Source organism: Nonomuraea sp. B19D2 (genome assembly GCF_040137845.1).
Lineage (GTDB): Bacteria > Actinomycetota > Actinomycetes > Streptosporangiales > Streptosporangiaceae > Nonomuraea.
This window is the reverse complement of record NZ_JBEFAK010000063.1, coordinates 1-17547: the sequence shown is the minus strand read 5'-3', so window position 1 is coordinate 17547 and position 17547 is coordinate 1. Positions and strand designations below refer to the sequence as shown.

The following is a 17547-nucleotide window of genomic DNA, read 5'->3' as shown; positions in this document are numbered from 1 at the left end:
ATCGCGACCATCAACAACAGCGAGCATGCTCGTCGCAACACGCCCGCGCCCTTGTCTGTTCCCGCAAGATAGAAGGTACGAAGGACCCGGTGCGGGGAACGTCCATACGTACCGGCTGGTAGCCCTTTACCCGGAACCCAGGAGTCGCGTGTGCTGCCCATTCCGGCCGAGGAACTGAACGGCTCAGGGACGCTCGGGCCGTACTGGACCTTCTACCGCGCCGTCGCCGCCGAACAACTCAACCGATGGCTCCCCGGCGAACCCTCCGTCATCCTCGATCTCTCCGGCGGCCGGGGGCGCTGGTCCGGCCAGGCGGCCAGGGCAGGTCACAAGGTGCTCGAGGTGCTCGACTTCCGCCGTACCGTCGATGCGCAGTCCCGGCTGCGGGATGCCGACCGGGTTCGTCACGTACGCGCCGACGATCTGGCGTTCCTGCCCGACGCGAGCGTGGACGCGGTGCTCGCCGAGGAGCGCGTGCTGTCGATCGAGCTGATGGCGGAGTCGGCGATGAACGACGTGGCCAGGGTGCTGCGGCCGGGCGGTCGGGCGCTGGTGTGCGTCGACTCGCTGGTGCTGGGCATGGCGATCCTGGCCGAGCAGGAGCAGTGGCAACATCTGCGGCAGACCGGCGAGGTCATGCTCGTGCCGTGGCCGGACGGCAGCATCACGCGCTGCTTCAGCAGCGGGCAGCTGCGCGAGCTGCTGGTGGGCGCGGGGCTCGAGGTCGAATGGATGCGGCCGCGCACGGTGCTGTCGCCGTCCACGGTGGACCACGTGCTCGGGTCCGACGCGCGCGCACTGAACTACCTGGTACGCACGGAGCTGGAGGCCCATCCGGACGACGACGACACGGTCGGCATCCATCTGGTGGCCAGCTGCCGCAAGAGCCCGTCCCACCCGGCCTGAGCACCCGAGCCCGGGCCGTGAAGCGCCTGAGTCGCGTCCTGCAGAGCTCCCGTGCCGTGACCGCGCGTTCTTCGTGGCCGCCGTTCTTCGTGGCCGGCGGCCCGCGGAGTCAGCGGCGCCGCTCCTGCTTACCTTGACACTGCACGCAGCGCGCGGCCTCCGGGCGGGCCTCCAGCCGCCCTTCCGGCACGGGCTTGGCACAGTCGACGCACTGGCCGTACACGCCTTCGTCCAGGCGCTTGATCGCCTCGATCACGGCGCGACGCTGCGCGGTGGCAACGGTCAGCATGGCCTGCGCACGGTCGGCGTCGGTCAGGTCTGAGCCTGCGTCGGCCGCCGAGTGCTCGCGTACGGCGACGGGGTCGCCCTGGAGGACCCCGATCGACCGGTCCAGTTCCGCGAGCATGTCTTCCAGCCGCTCACGAGCGGTCGTGACGTCCACGAATCCGCACCTCCGGGTGATTCACGGCAACCCGCGGCTAGGACTCCCCGATTGTCCCGCCCGGTGCAATTAGGGGGCATTTTTGGCGGTGACACCGAGTGAACGGATGCATCGCTTTCCTCACCGGATGCCCACTTACAGGGCTTCTTACACCTTTAGAAAAGGGCAGTTTCCTCCTCCTCCGGTAGTGGTTTGATGAGATCCGGGCCGTTGTTTCTGACGTTGTTGACATCAGTGGAGACCGGGTACGCCGTGAGCCGCCCCTGGTCGGCTGGCACCAGCAGCCGCGTGGCCTGGCCGACGTCGGTGAACTTGGGGTCGAGCCACTCCGCCCAGCGCTCCCGCTCGATCATCATGGGCATCCTGTCGTGGATGCGGCCGAGCTCGTCCTCCGCGTCCGTGGTGATGACGGTGCAGGTCACCAGCCACTTGAGCGGGTCGTCGTCGGCACGCGACGGGTCCTTCCAGAACTCGTACAGGCCCGCCATGGCCAGCACCCCGCCGTCCTCAGGATGGATGAAGTACGGCTGCTTCTTCTTCTTTTCGCCTTCGACGGGCATCCACTCGAAATAGCCGTCGGCCGGGAGCAGGCACCTGCGCTTGGCGAACGCCTGGCGGAACGACGGCTTCTGGGCCACCGTCTCGATCCTGGCGTTGATCAGCCGGGACCCGATCGACGGATCCTTCGCCCAGGCGGGCACCAGGCCCCACTTCACGATCCTGAGCTGCCGTACCGCCCGCTCTGCCTCCTGGGGGACACGGCTGAGCACGGCGTAGACGTTCTTGGTCGGCGCGACGTTGTAGTCGGCGCCGAGCTCCTTGTCGGGGTCGCCGTCCTGCTCGACCTGGAACTCCTCGAGCAGCTCGTGCTTCTTGCGCGCCGAGGCGTATCTACCGCACATAACCCCACACTGCCACGTACGGCTTTCGCTCGCATGTTTGCCTCCGTGACGGCCGGTAGTCTTTGACCATGCCCGCTCCGCACTGGCCCGCACCCACGGCGACCGCTCCGGTGACCGCCACCGTCTCGCTGCCCGGCTCCAAGTCGGTGACCAACCGCGCCCTCGTCCTGGCCGCGCTCGCCGACGGCCCAGGCGTCGTGCGCAGGGCGCTGCGCAGCCGCGACGCGGACCTGATGGTCTCGGCCCTGCGTGCCCTGGGCGCCACCCTGGAGGCCGCCGGCGAGAGCGCCGCCGGGGTCGACTGGCGGGTCACGCCGGGCCCGATCCGGGGCGGCGCGAGCATCGACGCCGGGCTGGCGGGCACGGTCATGCGGTTCGTCCCGCCGATGGCCGCCCTGGCCGACGGCCCGGTCTTCTTCGACGGCGACCCGCACGCCCGCAAGCGCCCGATGGGCCCCATCCTCGACGCCCTGCGCTCGCTGGGCGCGAGGGTCGACAACGACGCGCTCCCGTTCACGATCAGCGGGCCGCCGGCGGGCGGCGAGGTCACGCTGGACGCCTCGGGCTCGTCGCAGTTCGTGTCCGGGCTGATGCTGACGGCGGCGCGGTTCCAGAAGGGCATCACGATCCGCCACGTCGGCCCGCCCGTGCCCTCGCAGCCGCACATCGAGATGACCGTGGAGATGCTCAGGGCGGTGGGCGTCACGGTCGACGACGGCGAGCGCGACGTGTGGCGGGTCGAGCCCGGCCCGATCGCGGCCAGGGACATGACGGTGGAGCCCGATCTGTCCAACGCGGCCCCGTTCCTGGCCGCCGCCCTCGTCACGGGCGGCACGGTCACCATCCCCGCCTGGCCGGCCAGCACCACGCAGCCGGGCGACGCCCTGCGCGGCCTGCTCACCGCGATGGGTGGCGCGGTCACCCGCTCACCGGACGGCTCGGACCTGGTGGTCACGGGGCGGCCGACAGGCGAGATCACCGGCCTCGACACCGACCTGCACGAGGTGGGCGAGCTGACGCCGACGATCGCGGCCCTCGCCGCGCTCGCGACCACGCCGAGCCGCATCCGGGGCGTGGCCCACCTGCGCGGCCACGAGACCGACCGCCTGGCCGCGCTGGCCACCGAGATCAACCGCCTGGGCGGTGACGCGGAGGAGACCGAGGACGGCCTGATCATCCGTCCCCGCCCGCTGCACGGCGGCACCTTCCACAGCTACGACGACCACCGCATGGCCACGGCCGGGGCCGTGATCGGCCTCAGGGTGCCCGGCGTGGAGGTGGAGAACATCGCGACGACGGCCAAGACCCTTCCCGAGTTCGTCCAGATGTGGGCCGGCATGCTGGAGGCACGGTGACCCGGGCGCGCTGCCCCGCAGCTGCGGGTTTCGCGATGGAAACGCCGGGCACGTCGGGAAAAGGGCGGCATGTGAGGATCGGCCGCCCATCTGGCGAGGTCCACCGGCACGACGCGTCCCCGCATGCCCGCGACGAGGGAAAGTGAGACAACGCATGGGAGCAGACCGCTGAGGAAGCGGGAGTACGACGAGGACGACGTACGGGTCCGGCCGGGCAGAGGTTCCAGGCCACGGACCCGGATCCGTCCTGCGCACGAGGACGCCGTCGAAGGCTTCGTGGTGGCCGTCGACCGCGGCCGATACACGACGCTGGTCGAGCCGGAACGCCCGAAGGGGTCCGCGCAGAAGCGCAAGCCGCCGCAAAGACGCCTCGTGGTGGCCATGAAGGCCCGCGAGCTGGGCCGCAAGGGCATCGTCGTGGGCGACCGGGTGGCCCTGGTCGGCGACGTCTCCGGCCGCCCCGACACCCTGGCCAGGGTCGTACGCGTGGAGCCGCGCACGTCGATGCTCCGCCGCTCGGCCGACGACACGGACGACACCGACGGCATCGAGCGCCCGGTCGTGGCCAACGCCGACCAGCTCGTCATCGTGACCGCCCTGGCAGACCCGCCGCCCCGGCCCCGCATGATCGACCGCATACTGGTGGCGGCCTTCGACGCCGAGATCGACACCCTGCTCTGCCTCACCAAGTCCGACCTCGCACCGCCCGACGAGCTGGTGGCCCTCTACAACCCCCTGGGCGTCCAGCACGTCGTCGTGCACAAGGGCGGCCCCCTGGAGGAGCTCCGCGACCATCTGGCAGGCCGCGTCAGCGTCCTGGTCGGCCACTCGGGCGTCGGCAAGTCCACGCTCGTCAACGCCCTGGTGCCGGCCGCCAATCGGGCCGTGGCCCAGGTCAACGCCGTGACGGGCCGCGGCCGCCACACCTCCACCTCGGCCGTCGCCCTGGAGCTGCCGGAGGGCGGCTGGATCATCGACACACCGGGCGTCCGCAGCTTCGGCCTGGCCCACGTACACATGGAAACGGTCCTGGCCGCGTTCCCCGATCTCGTGGAGGGCACGGTCGACTGTCCCAAGGGCTGCACCCACCAGGGCCCCGACTGCGCCCTGGACGCCTGGGTCGCCGCGGGCAACGCCGATCCCACCCGCCTCGAGTCCCTGCGCCGCCTTCTCTCCAGCCGCGAAGGCACCCTCGAGGACGCCCCCTGATCCGGGTGGGTTTCCCGAAGTACCGCCCTCCGGCGGGAATCACAACTTTCCCTACCAAAGGGTGGTCCTCATTCTCTGTCGGTACCCGGCGCGTCAAACAGGGGAATCAACCGATCTGAGCTGTCTGAACGCCCTTTTACCTTGACGGCGAAACAGCAGTTCTTGCCCAGTCTCACGGAAAAGTCCGCTTTACCCCGGGCCTGAAGCCGGAGCAGTGAGGACAATTCCGGTAGCGTTGGCGACCGTGCAGGGTTATAACGATGATCTTCGCCTCGCGCATGTCATGGCGGACGCCGCCGATGACCTGACCATGCGGCGGTTCAAGGCGGTCGATCTCAAGGTCGACACCAAGCCCGATCTGACGCCGGTCAGCGACGCCGACCGTGCCGTGGAGGAGACCATCCGGGGCACGCTGCGCCGTGCCAGGCCGCGTGACGCGGTCGTGGGCGAGGAGTTCGGGAAGACCGGCTGGGGTGCCCGTTCCTGGATCATCGACCCGATCGACGGCACGAAGAACTACGTGCGCGGCGTCCCGGTGTGGGCGACCCTGATCGCGCTCATGGAGTACGGCAAGGTCGTCGTCGGCCTGGTGTCGGCCCCGGCGCTCGGCCGGAGATGGTGGGCGGCCACCGAGAACGGCGCGTGGACCGGCAAGAGCCTGACCAAGGCGTCCAGGATGCAGGTCTCCTCCGTGTCCAGCCTGGAGGACGCGTCGTTCTCGTACTCCAGCTTCGGCGGCTGGGAGAAGACGGGCAGGCTCGACAACTTCCTCGACCTCGGCCGGACCTGCTGGCGCACCAGGGCGTACGGCGACTTCTGGTCGCACATGATGGTCGCCGAGGGATCGGTGGACCTGTCGGCCGAGCCCGAGCTGTCGCCGTGGGACATGGCGGCCCTCACGGTGATCGTCGAGGAGGCCGGGGGCCGCTGGACCGACGTCGCCGGGGTGCGCGGGCTGGAGGGCGGCAGCCTGGTCTGCACCAACGGGATCCTGCACGACGAGGTGATCGACCGCCTCAACGGCACCACATTCACCCGGCGTTCATGAGCCCGGCATTCATAAACCGCGGAGGCTAGAGCGCCAGCACCCGCCGGACCGCGTTCATCAACCCGTCACGGTAGGACCCGCCGAACAGCACCACGTGGACGAGCAGCGGATGCAGCTGATGCAGCGGCACCCGCTCCCGCCACCCCTCAGCCAGCGGAAACTCCTCGTGGTACGCCCCCAGCACCCGATCGAGGTACGGCAGCCCGAAAAGCGCGAGCATGGCCAGGTCGGTCTCCCGATGCCCGCCATGGGCCGCGGGATCGATCAGCACCGCCGACCCGCCGGACCACAACACGTTCCCGCTCCACAGATCCCCGTGGATCCGGGCGGGCGGCTCGGGCGGCCCGGCCACCGCGGCGAACCGCTCCACGGCCCGCTCGATGAGCGCCACGTCGGACGAGGGCAGCCGGGCCTGCCGCGCGAAGGGCAGCACCCGCTGGGAGGCGTAGAAGGAGGGCCAGTCGGGGGCGGGCGAATTGCCCATCGGCAGCTCGGCGATGAACCCCGGCCACGGCGCGCCGAAGTCCGCGGCCCCGGCCCGATGCAGCCGGGCCAGCGAACGCCCGAACCGCTCGGCCGCCGCCGCGCTGGGCGCCTCCTCCCGTACCCAGGACAACACGAGCCGATCGGGACCGACCTCGACCACCTCGGGCACCGCGATGGCCTCGCCCAGCCAGCGCAGCCCGGCGGCCTCTGAGGCGAACACCTCGGAGGCGGCCCCAATGACTGACGCTGTCTTCGCGAACACCTCACGCCCGTCGTCCAGCACGCCCCGCAGCCGCCGCCAGCCGTGGGACGAGCCGAGGCTCTCAGTCGATCTCATCGGCGATGTGCTTGGCCACGCCCTCGGAGGCGGACTCGACCAGCGCGAGCACCTCCTCGAACCCCTCGCGGCCCCCGTAGTACGGATCGGGCACCTCGGCCCCTTCCTCGGCGGCGGGATCGAACGAGCGGAACAGCCGCACCTCCCCCCAATCGGGCGCGATCCGTCGTAGATTGGCGAGGTTGTCCCGGTCCATGGCCAGCACCAGGTCGTAGCGGTCGAACCAGTCCCGGGTGAACTGCCTCGCCCGGTGCGCCGAGCCGTCGTAACCGTGCTGCTCGAGGATGGTCAGCGCCCGTTCATCCATGGGGTCACCGGCGTGCCAGCCGCCGGTCCCCGCGCTCTCGACGGTGACGCGGTCGCCCAGCCCGCGGTCGACGAGCGTCTGGCGCAGCACCACCTCCGCCATGGGGGACCGGCAGATGTTTCCCATGCACACCAGGCATACGCGATAAGTCATAACCCCCATCATGGGGCCGACCGGGCGCGTTCACCGAACGTTCACCCTTGTCAGGGGGTTCAAGTCACCTTCGCTGCATAGCTTCATGGCGACTAAGGACCAAGTGGGAGGAAACCCAACCGTGAAGTATGCAGGCCGGCTCGCCGCCGTCGCCGTCGTCGGCGCGCTCTCCCTCGCTGCGTGCGGCACAGACAACAACACCCCCGGCGGTGGCACCACGTCTGCCAGCGCGCCCGCCGCGGGCAACGACAATGGTCTGAGCGGCACGATTCAGTCCGCGGGCTCCTCGGCCCAGGCCAACGCGATCACCGAGTGGACGAAGAACTTCACGGCCACGAACCCGGGCGTGACCATCAACTACCAGCCCAGCGGCTCCGGCGCGGGCGTGCAGTCGTTCATCCAGGGCACGGTCGCCTTCGCCGGCTCCGACTCGGCGCTGAAGGAGGACGAGGCCCCGCAGGCCGACGCCCGCTGCAAGACCGGCAAGGCCATCAACATCCCGATGGTGACCGGCCCCGTCGCGGTGGTCTACAACCTGCCCGGCGTGGACGGCCTCCAGCTGTCGCCCAAGACGCTCGCCGGCATCTTCAACAGCAAGATCACCAAGTGGGACGACGCCGCCATCAAGGCCGAGAACCCCAACGCCAAGCTGCCGGCCACCCCGATCCAGGCCTTCCACCGTTCGGACGAGTCGGGCACCAGCGACAACTTCACGAAGTTCCTCAAGGCGACCGGCGGCTGGCCGTACGAGCCCGCCAAGGCGTGGCCCGCCGAGGCCAAGGGCCAGGGCTCCAAGGGTTCTGACGGCATCTCCTCCTCCGTGAAGGACACCGAGGGCGCGATCAGCTACGTCGAGCTCTCGTACGCCGAGAACTCCCAGCTGCAGAAGGCCAAGGTCGCCAACGGCGCCAACGAGTTCGTCGAGCTGACCCCCGAGAGCGCGGCCAAGACCGTCGAGACCGCCGAGATCAAGGGCACCGGCAACGACCTCGCCCTGTCGATCGACTACGCCACGAAGACCCCAGGCGCCTACCCGATCGTGCTGGTGACGTACGAGATCACCTGCGAGAAGGGCCTCGCGGCCGAGGAGTCGAAGGTGGTCAAGTCCTTCCTCACCTACACCGCCAGCGACGAGGGCCAGGCGGCGCTGAAGGAGCTGGGCTACGCCCCGCTGGCGGGAACGCTGCTCACCAAGGTCCGGTCCGCTGTCGAGGCGATCTCCTGATTGCAGATGACCACAAATCTGAAGACCCGTGACGGCGGGCCGGCCATGAGCCGGTCCGCCTCGCGGCGCAGCCATGGTGAAGGCCCCTTCCGCTTCGTCTCCACCGCAGCGGGTGTCATCCTCCTGGCGATCATGGCGGCGATCGCCGTGTTCCTCATCAGCGAGGCCATCCCCGCCCTGCAGGCGAACAACGGCTCCTTCTTTTCCGAGCTGACCTGGGATCCCAACGGCCAGAAGGTGTTCGGCATCGCCGCCCTGGCCTTCGGCACCGTGCTCAGCTCCGCGCTCGCTCTGGTCATCGCCACCCCGATTGCGGTCGGGGTGGCGTTGTTCATCTCGCACTACGCGCCCCGCCGCCTGGCGGCGCCGCTCGGCTACCTGGTCGACCTGCTCGCCGCCGTGCCCAGCGTGGTCTACGGCCTGTGGGGCGTGGCGTTCCTGGTGCCGCTGCTGCGCGAGCCGTCGAAGTGGCTGAACGAGACCCTCGGCTGGTTCCCGCTGTTCGCCGGCGAGGGCGCCATCGGCGGCAAGACCATGCTCGCGGGCTCGATCGTGCTGGCGATCATGATCCTCCCGATCATCGCGGCCATCTCGCGCGAGGTGTTCCTCCAGGCGCCGAAGATGAACGAGGAGGCGGCGCTCGCGCTCGGCGCCACCCGCTGGGAGATGATCAGGATGGCCGTGCTGCCGTTCGGCCGTCCCGGCGTGATCAGCGCCGCCATGCTCGGCCTCGGCCGGGCCATGGGCGAGACCATCGCGGTCGCGCTGATCTTCCCCGCCACCTTCGACATCACCTTCGAGATCCTCACGCCCCACGCCAACAGCATCGCCGCGAACATCGCCAACGGCTTCGCCGAGGCCACCCAGATCGGCCGCGGCGCGCTGATCGCCTCCGGCCTGGTGCTGTTCGCCATCACGCTGCTGGTCAACATGGGTGCACGCCTGATCATCAACCGCCGCAAGGAGTACGCGAGGGCCGGCGCATGACGGGAATCCAGCACATCTCGACCGGCCGCCGGGTCAAGGACAAGTTCGTCCAGGGGCTGGTCTACCTGGCGTTCGCGCTGGCCGTGGTGCCACTCGTCTCGGTGCTCTGGCTGGTCATCTCCAACGGCCTGGCCCGCTTCGACCTCGAGTTCCTCACCCACTCGATGCGCGGCATCGGCGCCCGCGACGCGGGCGGCGGCGCGTACCACGCCATCGTCGGGACGCTCGAGCAGGTCCTGCTCGCCTCGCTCATCTCGGTGCCGATCGGCCTGTTCACCGCGATCTACCTGGTCGAGTACGGCAACGGCGGCCGGCTCAGCCGCTCGATCAGCTTCTTCGTGGACGTCATGACCGGCGTCCCCTCGATCGTCGCCGGCCTGTTCATCTTCGCGTTCTGGATCCTCTTCCTCGGCTTCCAGTTCTCCGGCTGGGCGGGCGCGCTCGCACTGTCGATCCTGATGATGCCGACGGTGGTCAGATCCTCCGAGGAAATGCTCCGGCTGGTGCCCAACGACCTACGCGAGGCCTCGTACGCGCTGGGCGTGGCCAAATGGCGCACGATCATGAAGGTCGTGCTGCCGACGGCGTTCACCGGCATCGTCACCGGCGCCATGCTGGCCGTGGCCAGGGTCGCCGGCGAGACCGCGCCACTGCTGATGACGGTGTTCTTCACCAACTCCATCAACAACGATCCGTTCACCGGACCGCAGATGGGCCTGCCGCTCTTCGTCTTCGACCAGGCGGGCCGCCCCAACGACACCGCCATCGACCGGGCGTGGACCGGCGCCCTCACGCTCATCCTGATCGTCATGCTGCTCAACCTGGTGGCGCGCCTGATCGCCTGGTGGCGCGCGCCCGCCAGGGGCCGATAGGGGGTTACCGCCGCAATGTCCAAGCAGATCCAGGTCTCAGGTCTCGACGCGTACTACGGGTCGCACAAGGCGATCGAGGACGTGTCGATGACCATCGAGCCCCGTTCGATCACCGCGTTCATCGGCCCGTCCGGATGCGGCAAGTCCACGTTCCTCCGCACGCTCAACCGCATGCACGAGGTGATCCCCGGCGCCCGCGTCGAGGGCAAGGTCCTGCTCGACGGCGAGGACCTGTACGCCGCCACCGTCGCGCCCGTGTCAGTGCGCCGGATGATCGGCATGGTCTTCCAGCGCCCCAACCCGTTCCCGACGATGTCGATCTACGAGAACGTGGCCGCCGGGCTCCGGCTCAACGGCCGGGTCAGCAGGTCGGAGCTCGACGGCATCGTGGAGGATTCACTCAAGGGCGCCAACCTCTGGAACGAGGTCAAGGACCGCCTCAACAAGCCGGGCGCCGGCCTGTCGGGCGGTCAGCAGCAGCGGCTCTGCATCGCCCGGGCCATCGCGGTCAAGCCGCAGGTCCTGCTGATGGACGAGCCTTGCTCGGCGCTCGACCCGATCTCCACGCTGGCCATCGAGGACCTGATGGCCAAGCTCAAGGACGAGTACACGATCGTCATCGTCACCCACAACATGCAGCAGGCCGCCCGGGTCAGCGACAGGACGGCGTTCTTCAACCTCGCCGAGCAGGGCAAGCCCGGCAAGGTGATCGAGATGGACGAGACGTCCCGCATGTTCACCAATCCATCTCAGAAGGCCACGGAGGACTACATCACTGGGCGCTTCGGCTGATGACCCAACAGCAGGCGGCAGCCACGGTGAACGGGGAAGCTCGGACCAAGCCCGTACTGCTCATCGCCGACCCTGACGACGCCGTCGTGGAGGACCTCGCCACGGCGCTCGAAAGCGAGGGCGTGGCCGTCACGGGCGCGCCCGACGGGGCTCAGGGCCTCCTCCAGGCGGGCGCCCTGCAGCCGGACGTGGTGCTGGTCTCGGCCACGCTGACGGTCATCGACGCGGTGGAGTTCGTGCGCGCGGTGCGCCTCGCGCGTGCCGTGCCTGTGCTGCTCGGCGTCGGTGAGGGGCACGCCGAGCAGGCGGTACGCGCGCTCGCGGCCGGCGCGGCCGCCTGCGTGGCCAGGCCCTACCGGGTGACGGAGCTGCTGCCGTTCATCCAGGCGGCCTCGCCCGGGTCGCGCCAGGTGCTGGCCGTGGGCGAGGTCGAGCTGGACGTACAGGCCTACCAGGTACGCGTGGGCGGGCGGGCCGTGCACCTGCCGCTGCGGGAGTTCGAGCTGCTGCATTACCTGATGCGCAACGCGGACCGCACGGTCACCCGCGAGCAGATCATGCGTCATGTGTGGCACGCCGCGGCGACCACCTCGACCAACACGATCGCGGTGCACGTCAAGCGCCTGCGTGCCCGGCTGGGCGACGAGGACGACCGGCTCATCCAGACCGTGCGGGGCGTCGGCTACCGCCTGGTCACGCCGGGCACTTCCGAAATCCCTGCATGATCCTCTTCGCCACGCCTTCGACGGTCGCTATGCCGTACCCCACCTGAGGGTTTCCCTCGGTGAGTACGGCAATGGCGTAGTCGTGGCCGTCGCGTCTGAGCAGGCCCACGCTGATCGTGGCCCAGAGCTTGTTCGAGACGTGCTTGAGCCAGCCGTTCTTCAGCGCCACGCGGTCGCCCTCGCACGCGGCGGCGCTGATTCCCCAGTTCTGGCCGTCGACGACCCGGCCCATGAGGTCGAGTACCCGGTCGCGGTCCTTGGCCTTGAGCGGGCTCTTGGGGGACACCAGGGCCTGTATGAGGCGGATCTGGTCGTCCACTGACGTTCTGGTGATTCCCCAGCAATACAGGTCGACGCAGTTGCCCGGGACTCCCTGCGTGTGTTTGAGCCCGAGCTTCCTGCCTGCCTTCGTGAAGCCGGGCGCGCCGCCGATGCGCAGCCAGAGGCGGTCGGCGGCGTGGTTGTCGCTGTAGCGGATCATCGTCTCGGCGTCGTGCCGGACCGCCTGCGGCAGCTTCTTCCACGGTGTCTTCAGCAGCAGCGCCATGAGGATCTGCAGCTTGGCGGTGCTCGCGGTGATCAGCCGCTCCCCCGGGCGATAGCGGTAGACACGCCCGGTCGCCAGGTCCTTGACCATGGCGGTGGCCTGCCCGGACCGGCCCGCGAGGTAGGCGTCGAGCCGCTTGCCGATCCGCTTGGCCGGGACCGGCGTCAGGGTCTCCTCGGCCGAGACCTGCTCCAGCCGTGCTCCTGTGGCCTCCTCGCGGATCTCCAGGAGCACGGGGGCCTGCCGCGCGACGGGTGCTGGCGCGGGGGCCGGTAATCGCGGGGCCGACGCCGGCACGAGGGCGGCGAGCAGGGCAAGCGCGATGACCGCTCGTGGTATCGCCTGTCCGCGGCTCGCCACCATTGACGCATTATCACGAAAAATTGCGACAGGCCGCTAGACGGCGGCGGCGATGAGTTTCGCGATCGAGTCGTCGTCACACGTGTCCCAGAAGTCCCCCACGACGTCCTCCAGGTGCTGAAGGGACTCGGCCTGAAACAGTACGTCCTGATATTTCGTGATGTCGTAGTGCGTCGTGCCCATCGCGGACAGGTCCAGCGGCCGGATGTCCATGCCGCGGAACTCCTCGATCTCCCCGTACGACGACAGGATGCCCGCCCCGTACGCCTTGAGCTCGCCCGCCTCCCGCATGACCCCGAACTCCAGCGTGAACCAGAACACCTTCGACACGAACTCCAGCGCCTCATCGGACTGGACCCGGCGCGCCGCCTGGCCCGCCAGGCGGTAGAGGGTGGCGTACCGGGAGGCGGCCAGCGCGTTGGCGTGCCCGATCACCTCGTGGATGACGTCAGGCTCCGGCGTGTAGAAGGGCACGGAGTGGTGCCGGATGTACTGCGTCGAGTGGAAGTACCCGTCGGCCAGCACGCCGTAGAAGTCCCGCAGCGGCACCAGCCCCGCGGCAGGCAAGTAGCGGAATCCGGTCAACGGCTCCAGCAGCCGCGAGACCTCCTCGAGCTGCGGGATCCGCTCCCGCGGCAGCCCCAGCCGGTCCGCGCCGTCCAGGTATTCGGCGGTGGCGTACTTGGCGTGCTTCACCGCCAGTTCCCTGGTGACCAGGGCCCAGACCTCGTGCTCCTGCTCGGTGTACTCGGCGGCCGGGATGGGCGCGCCGGGCCGGTGGTTGACGGCCAGCCCGGCGATCGCGTTCCGCCGCGCCCGATACACCGGGTCCGCGAACCCCGGATGAGACGCGGACAGCTCGACCACCACCGACCCGTCCTCCTGAGCCGCGACGGGGGCGAAGTACTGCGCTTCCTCAAACATGCCCAAATGACAGCAAGTCCTGATTTTCCTGGCAAGAGCGACCAGCTCAGCTGAGCGATACGCTTGCTTTCGCACTCTAAATTCCGTAATTTCTGGTCGAATCGCACAGTCCGGGAGGGCGCCACATGGACGATCTTGATGCGAGGTTGCTGGTGACCATGCGCGCCCATCCCCGCATCGGGCTGACGGAGCTGGCCCGGCTGCTGGGCGTGGCGCGCGGCACCGTACAGGCTCGGGTGGAGAAGCTGACGGCCAGGGGCGTGATCGAGGACTTCGGCCCCACCGTGTCACCGGCCCGGGCCGGGTACCCCATCCTGGCGTTCGTATGGCTGCAGATCGCCCAGGGCCGGCTGGCGGAGGCCGTGGAGGCGCTGCGGGCCGTGCCACAGATCCTGGAGGTTCACGGTACGAGCGGCCAGCACGACCTGCTGTGCCGGGTGGTGGCGCGCACGACGGACCACCTCCAGGAGATCATCGCCCACATCCTGGCGTCACCGGCGGTGCAGCGCACGGACACGACCATCTCCCTGTCCACCCAGATCCCCTACCGGATCGAGCCTCTCCTGGACAGCCGCTGACGATCACTCCGGTGCCACTGGCACGACTTGCCTCTTTCGTGAAATCCCTCCACGATCGGGGCGCAAGTGGCATCGGGGCCGGGCCATCAGCACTACAACGCTCCTTGGCAGGGAGCGCCTCCCTTCCCCCCTCCACCGCCCAGGAAAAGCAGGACCGGGCTCTGGCTGCGCTTTGGGAGCGATGCCCCTCGTCCTGGTCATCGCCCTAGTACGGCAGCCGCCATTCGTTAGCTGAGCTGGGTATATGCGGTGGCCAGGCGGGTGCGTTGGTGGAACCAGCGGGCGCGTGCTTGATGCCGGCAGGTGCGGTCCGGGCGGGACGAAGACGCCGTTCACGCTCCACGGCGGCGCAGGGGTAAGGCTGGCACTACCAAGAACCAGGGTGCCGCCAGCAATGCCGCCCTTTGCGGCTGTATCTAGGGTTTCGGCATGACCTTTTCTCGCGCCATAGTGACCGCCGGGCTCGCCCTGGGCTGCCTTGCCACCACGTTCCCCGCCGAAGCCTCAGTAACACAAACCGTGGCACCCGGCGCCGTGGTGTCCTCGACTCTCGTGGAGAAGCTGGACAAGGGCCAGATCGCCGAGCGGCTCAAAGCGGCCGGCATCGATGCGGCGCAGGTGAAATACGGGGTCAGCGCCTATCGCGTGGTCTATCGCACCGTTGACGCCAAGGGCCGGTCCACCACCGCCAGCCAGTTGGTCGCCCTGCCTGACAACGGCCGGCGCGACCTGCGGGTCGTCTCCTGGTTGCACGGCACCACCGTCTACCGGGGTGATGTGGCCTCGGTGAACGAGAAATCCACCGACCGCGCCGCGGCGCTGCTGTTCGCGGGGGCCGGGCATGCGGTGTCCGCCCCTGACTATCTCGGCCTGGGCACGGGGCCCGGCCACCACACCTACGGAGACCCGCGGACCACGGTCTCCGCCCCAGTGGACGCCCTGCGCGCGACCCGCGCCTTCACCAGGGACCACGAGCGGCGGCTCGACTCGCGCGTGCTGGTCAGCGGCTTCTCACAGGGCGGTCCCGCGACCATGATGGTGGGGCGCTTCCTGCAACAGGGGCATGACCCGTACTTCCAGCTTGGCGGCCTCGCCCCGATCGCCGGCCCGTTCGACCTGAGCTCTTTCGAGGCCGCCGCCGCGGACGACAAGATCCGGATGGCCTCGCTCTACCTCGCCTACTTCGTGATCTCGGCGGACCGCTATACCGACATCTACCGCACGCCGAGCGAGGCCTTCCGCGCCCCGTACGACGAGCAGGTGGAGAAGCTCTTCGACGGCAACCACCAGGCCGCGGAGATCGCCCAAGCGTTGCCGCCGACGTCCGAGAAGTTGTTCACCGCACAGTTCCTGGACAGGGTCCGTAAGCCGACCGGCAAACTGAAGGAACTGCTGACCGCGCTCGACTCCACCTGCAACTGGAAGCCGGCCGTTCCGGTCCGCCTGCATCACGCCAAGGGCGACACGGACGTCGCGTACGACAACGCGCTGTACTGCCAGCGTCAACTGCGTTCCCACGGCGCCACGCAGACCCTCACCGACGCGGGCAGCGTGGATCATAACCAGACCGTCCGTAAGGCGCTGCCGCTGGTGGTCGCCGGCTTCACGGGCAACCGGGTCTGATCCGTCCGGCCTCGAGAACACCGCTACGGCCGAATCTCTCAGAGATGAACATGACGAAGATGCAGAGCACCATGATGATCGCGGGCCTTCTCGGGCTCGTGGCGGTGTCGACCGGCTGCGGCACCAGCAGCCCGCTGGCGGAGGACACCGTGTCGTACGACGTCACCGGCAAGGTGGCGGCGCTGCACGTCGAAGCCGCCAACGCCGGGACCGTCGAAGTGGTGGAGTCCCATCGTCGGAGCATCCGCGTGGCGGAGCGGCTGAGCTGGCTCAAGAACAAGCCGAAGACCAGCCACAAGGTGCAAGGAGACACGCTGGGACTGACGTTCACCTGTCCCACCACCTGGGGGTGGGGCGCCTTGGGCGCGTCCTGCGACGTGCACTACCAGGTCGAGGTGCCCACGGGACTCCGCGTCAAGGTGAGCTCCGACTCGGGGAACCTGACGCTGAAGAACCTGTCGGGCGAGTTGGAAGCCACCACCGACTCCGGGGCAATCGAGGCCACCGAGCTGACAGGCGAGAAGATCGCCACGAAGACCGGCTCGGGCGATATGAATCTGGCCTTCGCCGGGCCGCCCGACCAGGTCACGACCACCACGGATTCGGGCAAGACCGTGATCCAGGTGCCTCAGGGGTCGTACAACATCGTGGCCAAGACGGACTCCGGCCACAAGAACATCAAGCCCGCGAGCGTCCCCTCGGCCCAGCGCACGATCGCGCTGTCCAGCGACTCCGGGGATCTGGAGGTCAGGGCACCCTGATGGGCCCCTCCCAGCGACAGCCGTCATTCGTTAGCTGAGCTGGATATATGCGGTGGCCAGGCGGGCGCGGCGATGGAACCAGCGGGCGCGTGCTTGATGACGGCGTCGCCAGGCTGACCAGTGAGCAACGTGTTCCAGGGCCGGTGTGTGGCCAGTGACGGCGTTGAACAGGCGCTTGACCTCTGCGATCGTCAGCGGGATCAGGCCAGGGTCCTCGGGCGGTGCTTCGTCGGGACGGGTGGGGCGCGTGGCCTGGGTGTCGGTGCGGCGCCGGGTCGTGGCGGCGGTGGCCGCGCAGACGGCCAAGGCGGCCATGACCAGCACAAGGTGCCGCAGCAGCGCCTGGTGGAGGCGGACCTGTGACTCGTCCAGGCCGAACAGGTCCTTGCCGGCCTGGAAGCTTTCCTCCACCGGCCACCGCAGCCCGGCCGCGGTGATCAGGCGAGCCAGGGTGGCTGGCTGACCGGCGGGCACGAAGCAGTAGTGAAAGGCCAGTTCACCAGTCGTGCGGTGCTTACGCACCAGCAGATAGTGGGCGGGGCTGGCAGTGGCGATCCAGGCCCAGGCGTAGGTGCGCTCGCCCTTGGAGCCAGTCCCGGCCGAGCGGAACAGGTCGATGGCCAGCTCGCCCTTGGTTGCGAAGGTCAGATGCAGCGGCAGGCCGGTGGTGATCGCGGTGACGGGGTCGCTTGACACGCCTCTCGCCGTCACCACCGGCAAGGCCACTGCGCTGGCCTCATTGCCGCAGAAGTACGGAACGGACGGTCAGGACGCCCAGGTCTTCGAACGGAACGGCGCTGTCGTCATCGTTCCGTGGACCTCGGTCACTGCCAAGTACGCCATCACGTACGTCAACACGAAGGGCGGCTGACCGCCAACGCAAAAGAGGGCCACCCCGAAAGGTGGCCCTCTTCCATAAGAATTGTGCGGCGATGACCTACTCTCCCACACCCTCCCGAGTGCAGTACCATCGGCGCAGGGAAGCTTAACTTCCGGGTTCGGAATGTA

19 protein-coding genes, 1 rRNA gene and 1 pseudogene are annotated in these 17547 nt (G+C 68.9%); 13 read left to right on the top strand and 8 right to left on the bottom strand.

Annotation, left to right across the window (positions count from 1 at the left end):
• Positions 1–150 precede the first annotated feature (150 nt).
• Positions 151–906 (top strand): class I SAM-dependent methyltransferase, encoded by a 756-nt coding sequence (locus ABN273_RS53110; RefSeq protein ID WP_349457377.1) that lies wholly within the window; start codon positions 151–153, stop codon positions 904–906.
• 109 nt (positions 907–1015) lie between these two features.
• Here the strand turns inward: ABN273_RS53110 and ABN273_RS53105 are convergent, their stop codons facing one another.
• Both ABN273_RS53105 and ABN273_RS53100 read right to left on the bottom strand, forming a co-directional pair.
• Positions 1016–1348 carry a TraR/DksA family transcriptional regulator gene (locus ABN273_RS53105; protein WP_349457376.1) on the bottom strand — a complete coding sequence of 111 codons (333 nt, stop codon included), beginning with the start codon at positions 1346–1348 and terminating at the stop codon, positions 1016–1018.
• Between the two features lie 155 nt (positions 1349–1503).
• A complete protein-coding gene (locus ABN273_RS53100; protein ID WP_349457375.1) occupies positions 1504–2250 on the bottom strand; it encodes an SOS response-associated peptidase in 747 nt (248 codons plus the stop codon).
• Between the two features lie 68 nt (positions 2251–2318).
• Here ABN273_RS53100 and aroA point away from each other — a divergent pair, with 68 nt between their 5' ends.
• The 3 genes from aroA (at position 2319) to hisN (ending at position 5862) form a co-directional block, all read left to right on the top strand.
• Positions 2319–3605 carry a 3-phosphoshikimate 1-carboxyvinyltransferase gene (aroA, locus tag ABN273_RS53095; protein ID WP_349457374.1) on the top strand — a complete coding sequence of 429 codons (1287 nt, stop codon included), beginning with the start codon at positions 2319–2321 and terminating at the stop codon, positions 3603–3605.
• Positions 3606–3728: 123 nt separating this feature from the next.
• On the top strand, positions 3729–4814 hold the full coding sequence (gene rsgA / locus ABN273_RS53090; RefSeq protein ID WP_349457373.1) for a ribosome small subunit-dependent GTPase A: 1086 nt from the start codon (positions 3729–3731) through the stop codon (positions 4812–4814).
• A gap of 244 nt (positions 4815–5058) precedes the next feature.
• Positions 5059–5862 carry a histidinol-phosphatase gene (gene hisN / locus ABN273_RS53085; RefSeq protein ID WP_349457372.1) on the top strand — a complete coding sequence of 268 codons (804 nt, stop codon included), beginning with the start codon at positions 5059–5061 and terminating at the stop codon, positions 5860–5862.
• Between the two features lie 25 nt (positions 5863–5887).
• Here the strand turns inward: hisN and ABN273_RS53080 are convergent, their stop codons facing one another.
• Positions 5888–6685, bottom strand: coding sequence for a fructosamine kinase family protein (locus ABN273_RS53080; RefSeq protein WP_349457371.1), 798 nt, complete (start codon positions 6683–6685; stop codon positions 5888–5890).
• The gene (locus ABN273_RS53075; protein WP_349457369.1) at positions 6672–7145 is read right to left on the bottom strand and encodes a low molecular weight protein-tyrosine-phosphatase; all 474 of its coding nucleotides are present in this window, start codon (positions 7143–7145) and stop codon (positions 6672–6674) included. The genes ABN273_RS53080 and ABN273_RS53075 overlap by 14 nt, the downstream gene beginning before the upstream one ends.
• Positions 7146–7266: 121 nt before the next feature.
• On the opposite strand from ABN273_RS53075, the gene pstS reads away from it, so the two are divergent.
• From pstS to ABN273_RS53050, 5 genes are read left to right on the top strand one after another with little or no spacing between them, the layout of a single operon-like run.
• On the top strand, positions 7267–8370 hold the full coding sequence (gene pstS / locus ABN273_RS53070) for a phosphate ABC transporter substrate-binding protein PstS (RefSeq protein WP_349457368.1): 1104 nt from the start codon (positions 7267–7269) through the stop codon (positions 8368–8370).
• A 6-nt stretch (positions 8371–8376) separates the two neighbouring features.
• On the top strand, positions 8377–9357 hold the full coding sequence (gene pstC, locus ABN273_RS53065) for a phosphate ABC transporter permease subunit PstC (RefSeq protein WP_349457367.1): 981 nt from the start codon (positions 8377–8379) through the stop codon (positions 9355–9357).
• Positions 9354–10229, top strand: a complete 876-nt coding sequence (gene pstA, locus ABN273_RS53060; protein WP_349457366.1) for a phosphate ABC transporter permease PstA — start codon at positions 9354–9356, stop codon at positions 10227–10229. Before pstC ends, pstA begins: the two co-directional genes overlap by 4 nt.
• 15 nt (positions 10230–10244) lie before the next feature.
• Positions 10245–11021: a phosphate ABC transporter ATP-binding protein PstB gene (pstB, locus tag ABN273_RS53055; RefSeq protein ID WP_349457365.1), complete on the top strand. Its 777-nt coding sequence runs from the start codon at positions 10245–10247 to the stop codon at positions 11019–11021.
• Positions 11021–11746, top strand: coding sequence for a winged helix-turn-helix transcriptional regulator (locus ABN273_RS53050; protein ID WP_349457364.1), 726 nt, complete (start codon positions 11021–11023; stop codon positions 11744–11746). Before pstB ends, ABN273_RS53050 begins: the two co-directional genes overlap by 1 nt.
• Here the strand turns inward: ABN273_RS53050 and ABN273_RS53045 are convergent.
• Together ABN273_RS53045 and ABN273_RS53040 are read right to left on the bottom strand one after the other, a co-directional pair.
• Entirely contained in the window at positions 11715–12656 is a 942-nt protein-coding gene (locus ABN273_RS53045; RefSeq protein ID WP_349457363.1) for a serine hydrolase, read from the bottom strand. The genes ABN273_RS53050 and ABN273_RS53045 overlap by 32 nt on opposite strands.
• Positions 12657–12689: 33 nt before the next feature.
• Positions 12690–13577, bottom strand: a complete 888-nt coding sequence (locus tag ABN273_RS53040; protein WP_349457362.1) for a phenylalanine 4-monooxygenase — start codon at positions 13575–13577, stop codon at positions 12690–12692.
• 125 nt (positions 13578–13702) lie between these two features.
• Between ABN273_RS53040 and ABN273_RS53035 the strand changes: the two genes are divergently transcribed.
• The 3 genes from ABN273_RS53035 (at position 13703) to ABN273_RS53025 (ending at position 16539) form a co-directional block, all read left to right on the top strand.
• Positions 13703–14155: an Lrp/AsnC family transcriptional regulator gene (locus ABN273_RS53035; RefSeq protein WP_349457361.1), complete on the top strand. Its 453-nt coding sequence runs from the start codon at positions 13703–13705 to the stop codon at positions 14153–14155.
• A gap of 429 nt (positions 14156–14584) precedes the next feature.
• Positions 14585–15778 carry a lipase family protein gene (locus ABN273_RS53030; protein ID WP_349457360.1) on the top strand — a complete coding sequence of 398 codons (1194 nt, stop codon included), beginning with the start codon at positions 14585–14587 and terminating at the stop codon, positions 15776–15778.
• A gap of 44 nt (positions 15779–15822) precedes the next feature.
• A complete protein-coding gene (locus tag ABN273_RS53025) occupies positions 15823–16539 on the top strand; it encodes a DUF4097 family beta strand repeat-containing protein (protein WP_349457359.1) in 717 nt (238 codons plus the stop codon).
• Positions 16540–16569: 30 nt separating this feature from the next.
• On the opposite strand, the pseudogene ABN273_RS53020 reads toward ABN273_RS53025, so the two are convergent.
• Positions 16570–17229 (bottom strand): annotated as a pseudogene (locus tag ABN273_RS53020) (hypothetical protein); the annotation flags it as partial.
• Between ABN273_RS53020 and ABN273_RS53015 the strand changes: the two are divergent.
• Complete coding sequence (locus tag ABN273_RS53015) at positions 17216–17410, top strand: hypothetical protein (protein ID WP_349457357.1); 195 nt, start codon at positions 17216–17218, stop codon at positions 17408–17410. The pseudogene ABN273_RS53020 and the gene ABN273_RS53015 overlap by 14 nt on opposite strands.
• A 53-nt stretch (positions 17411–17463) precedes the next feature.
• Here the strand turns inward: ABN273_RS53015 and rrf are convergent.
• Positions 17464–17547 (bottom strand): 5S ribosomal RNA (rrf, locus tag ABN273_RS53010); the annotation flags it as partial.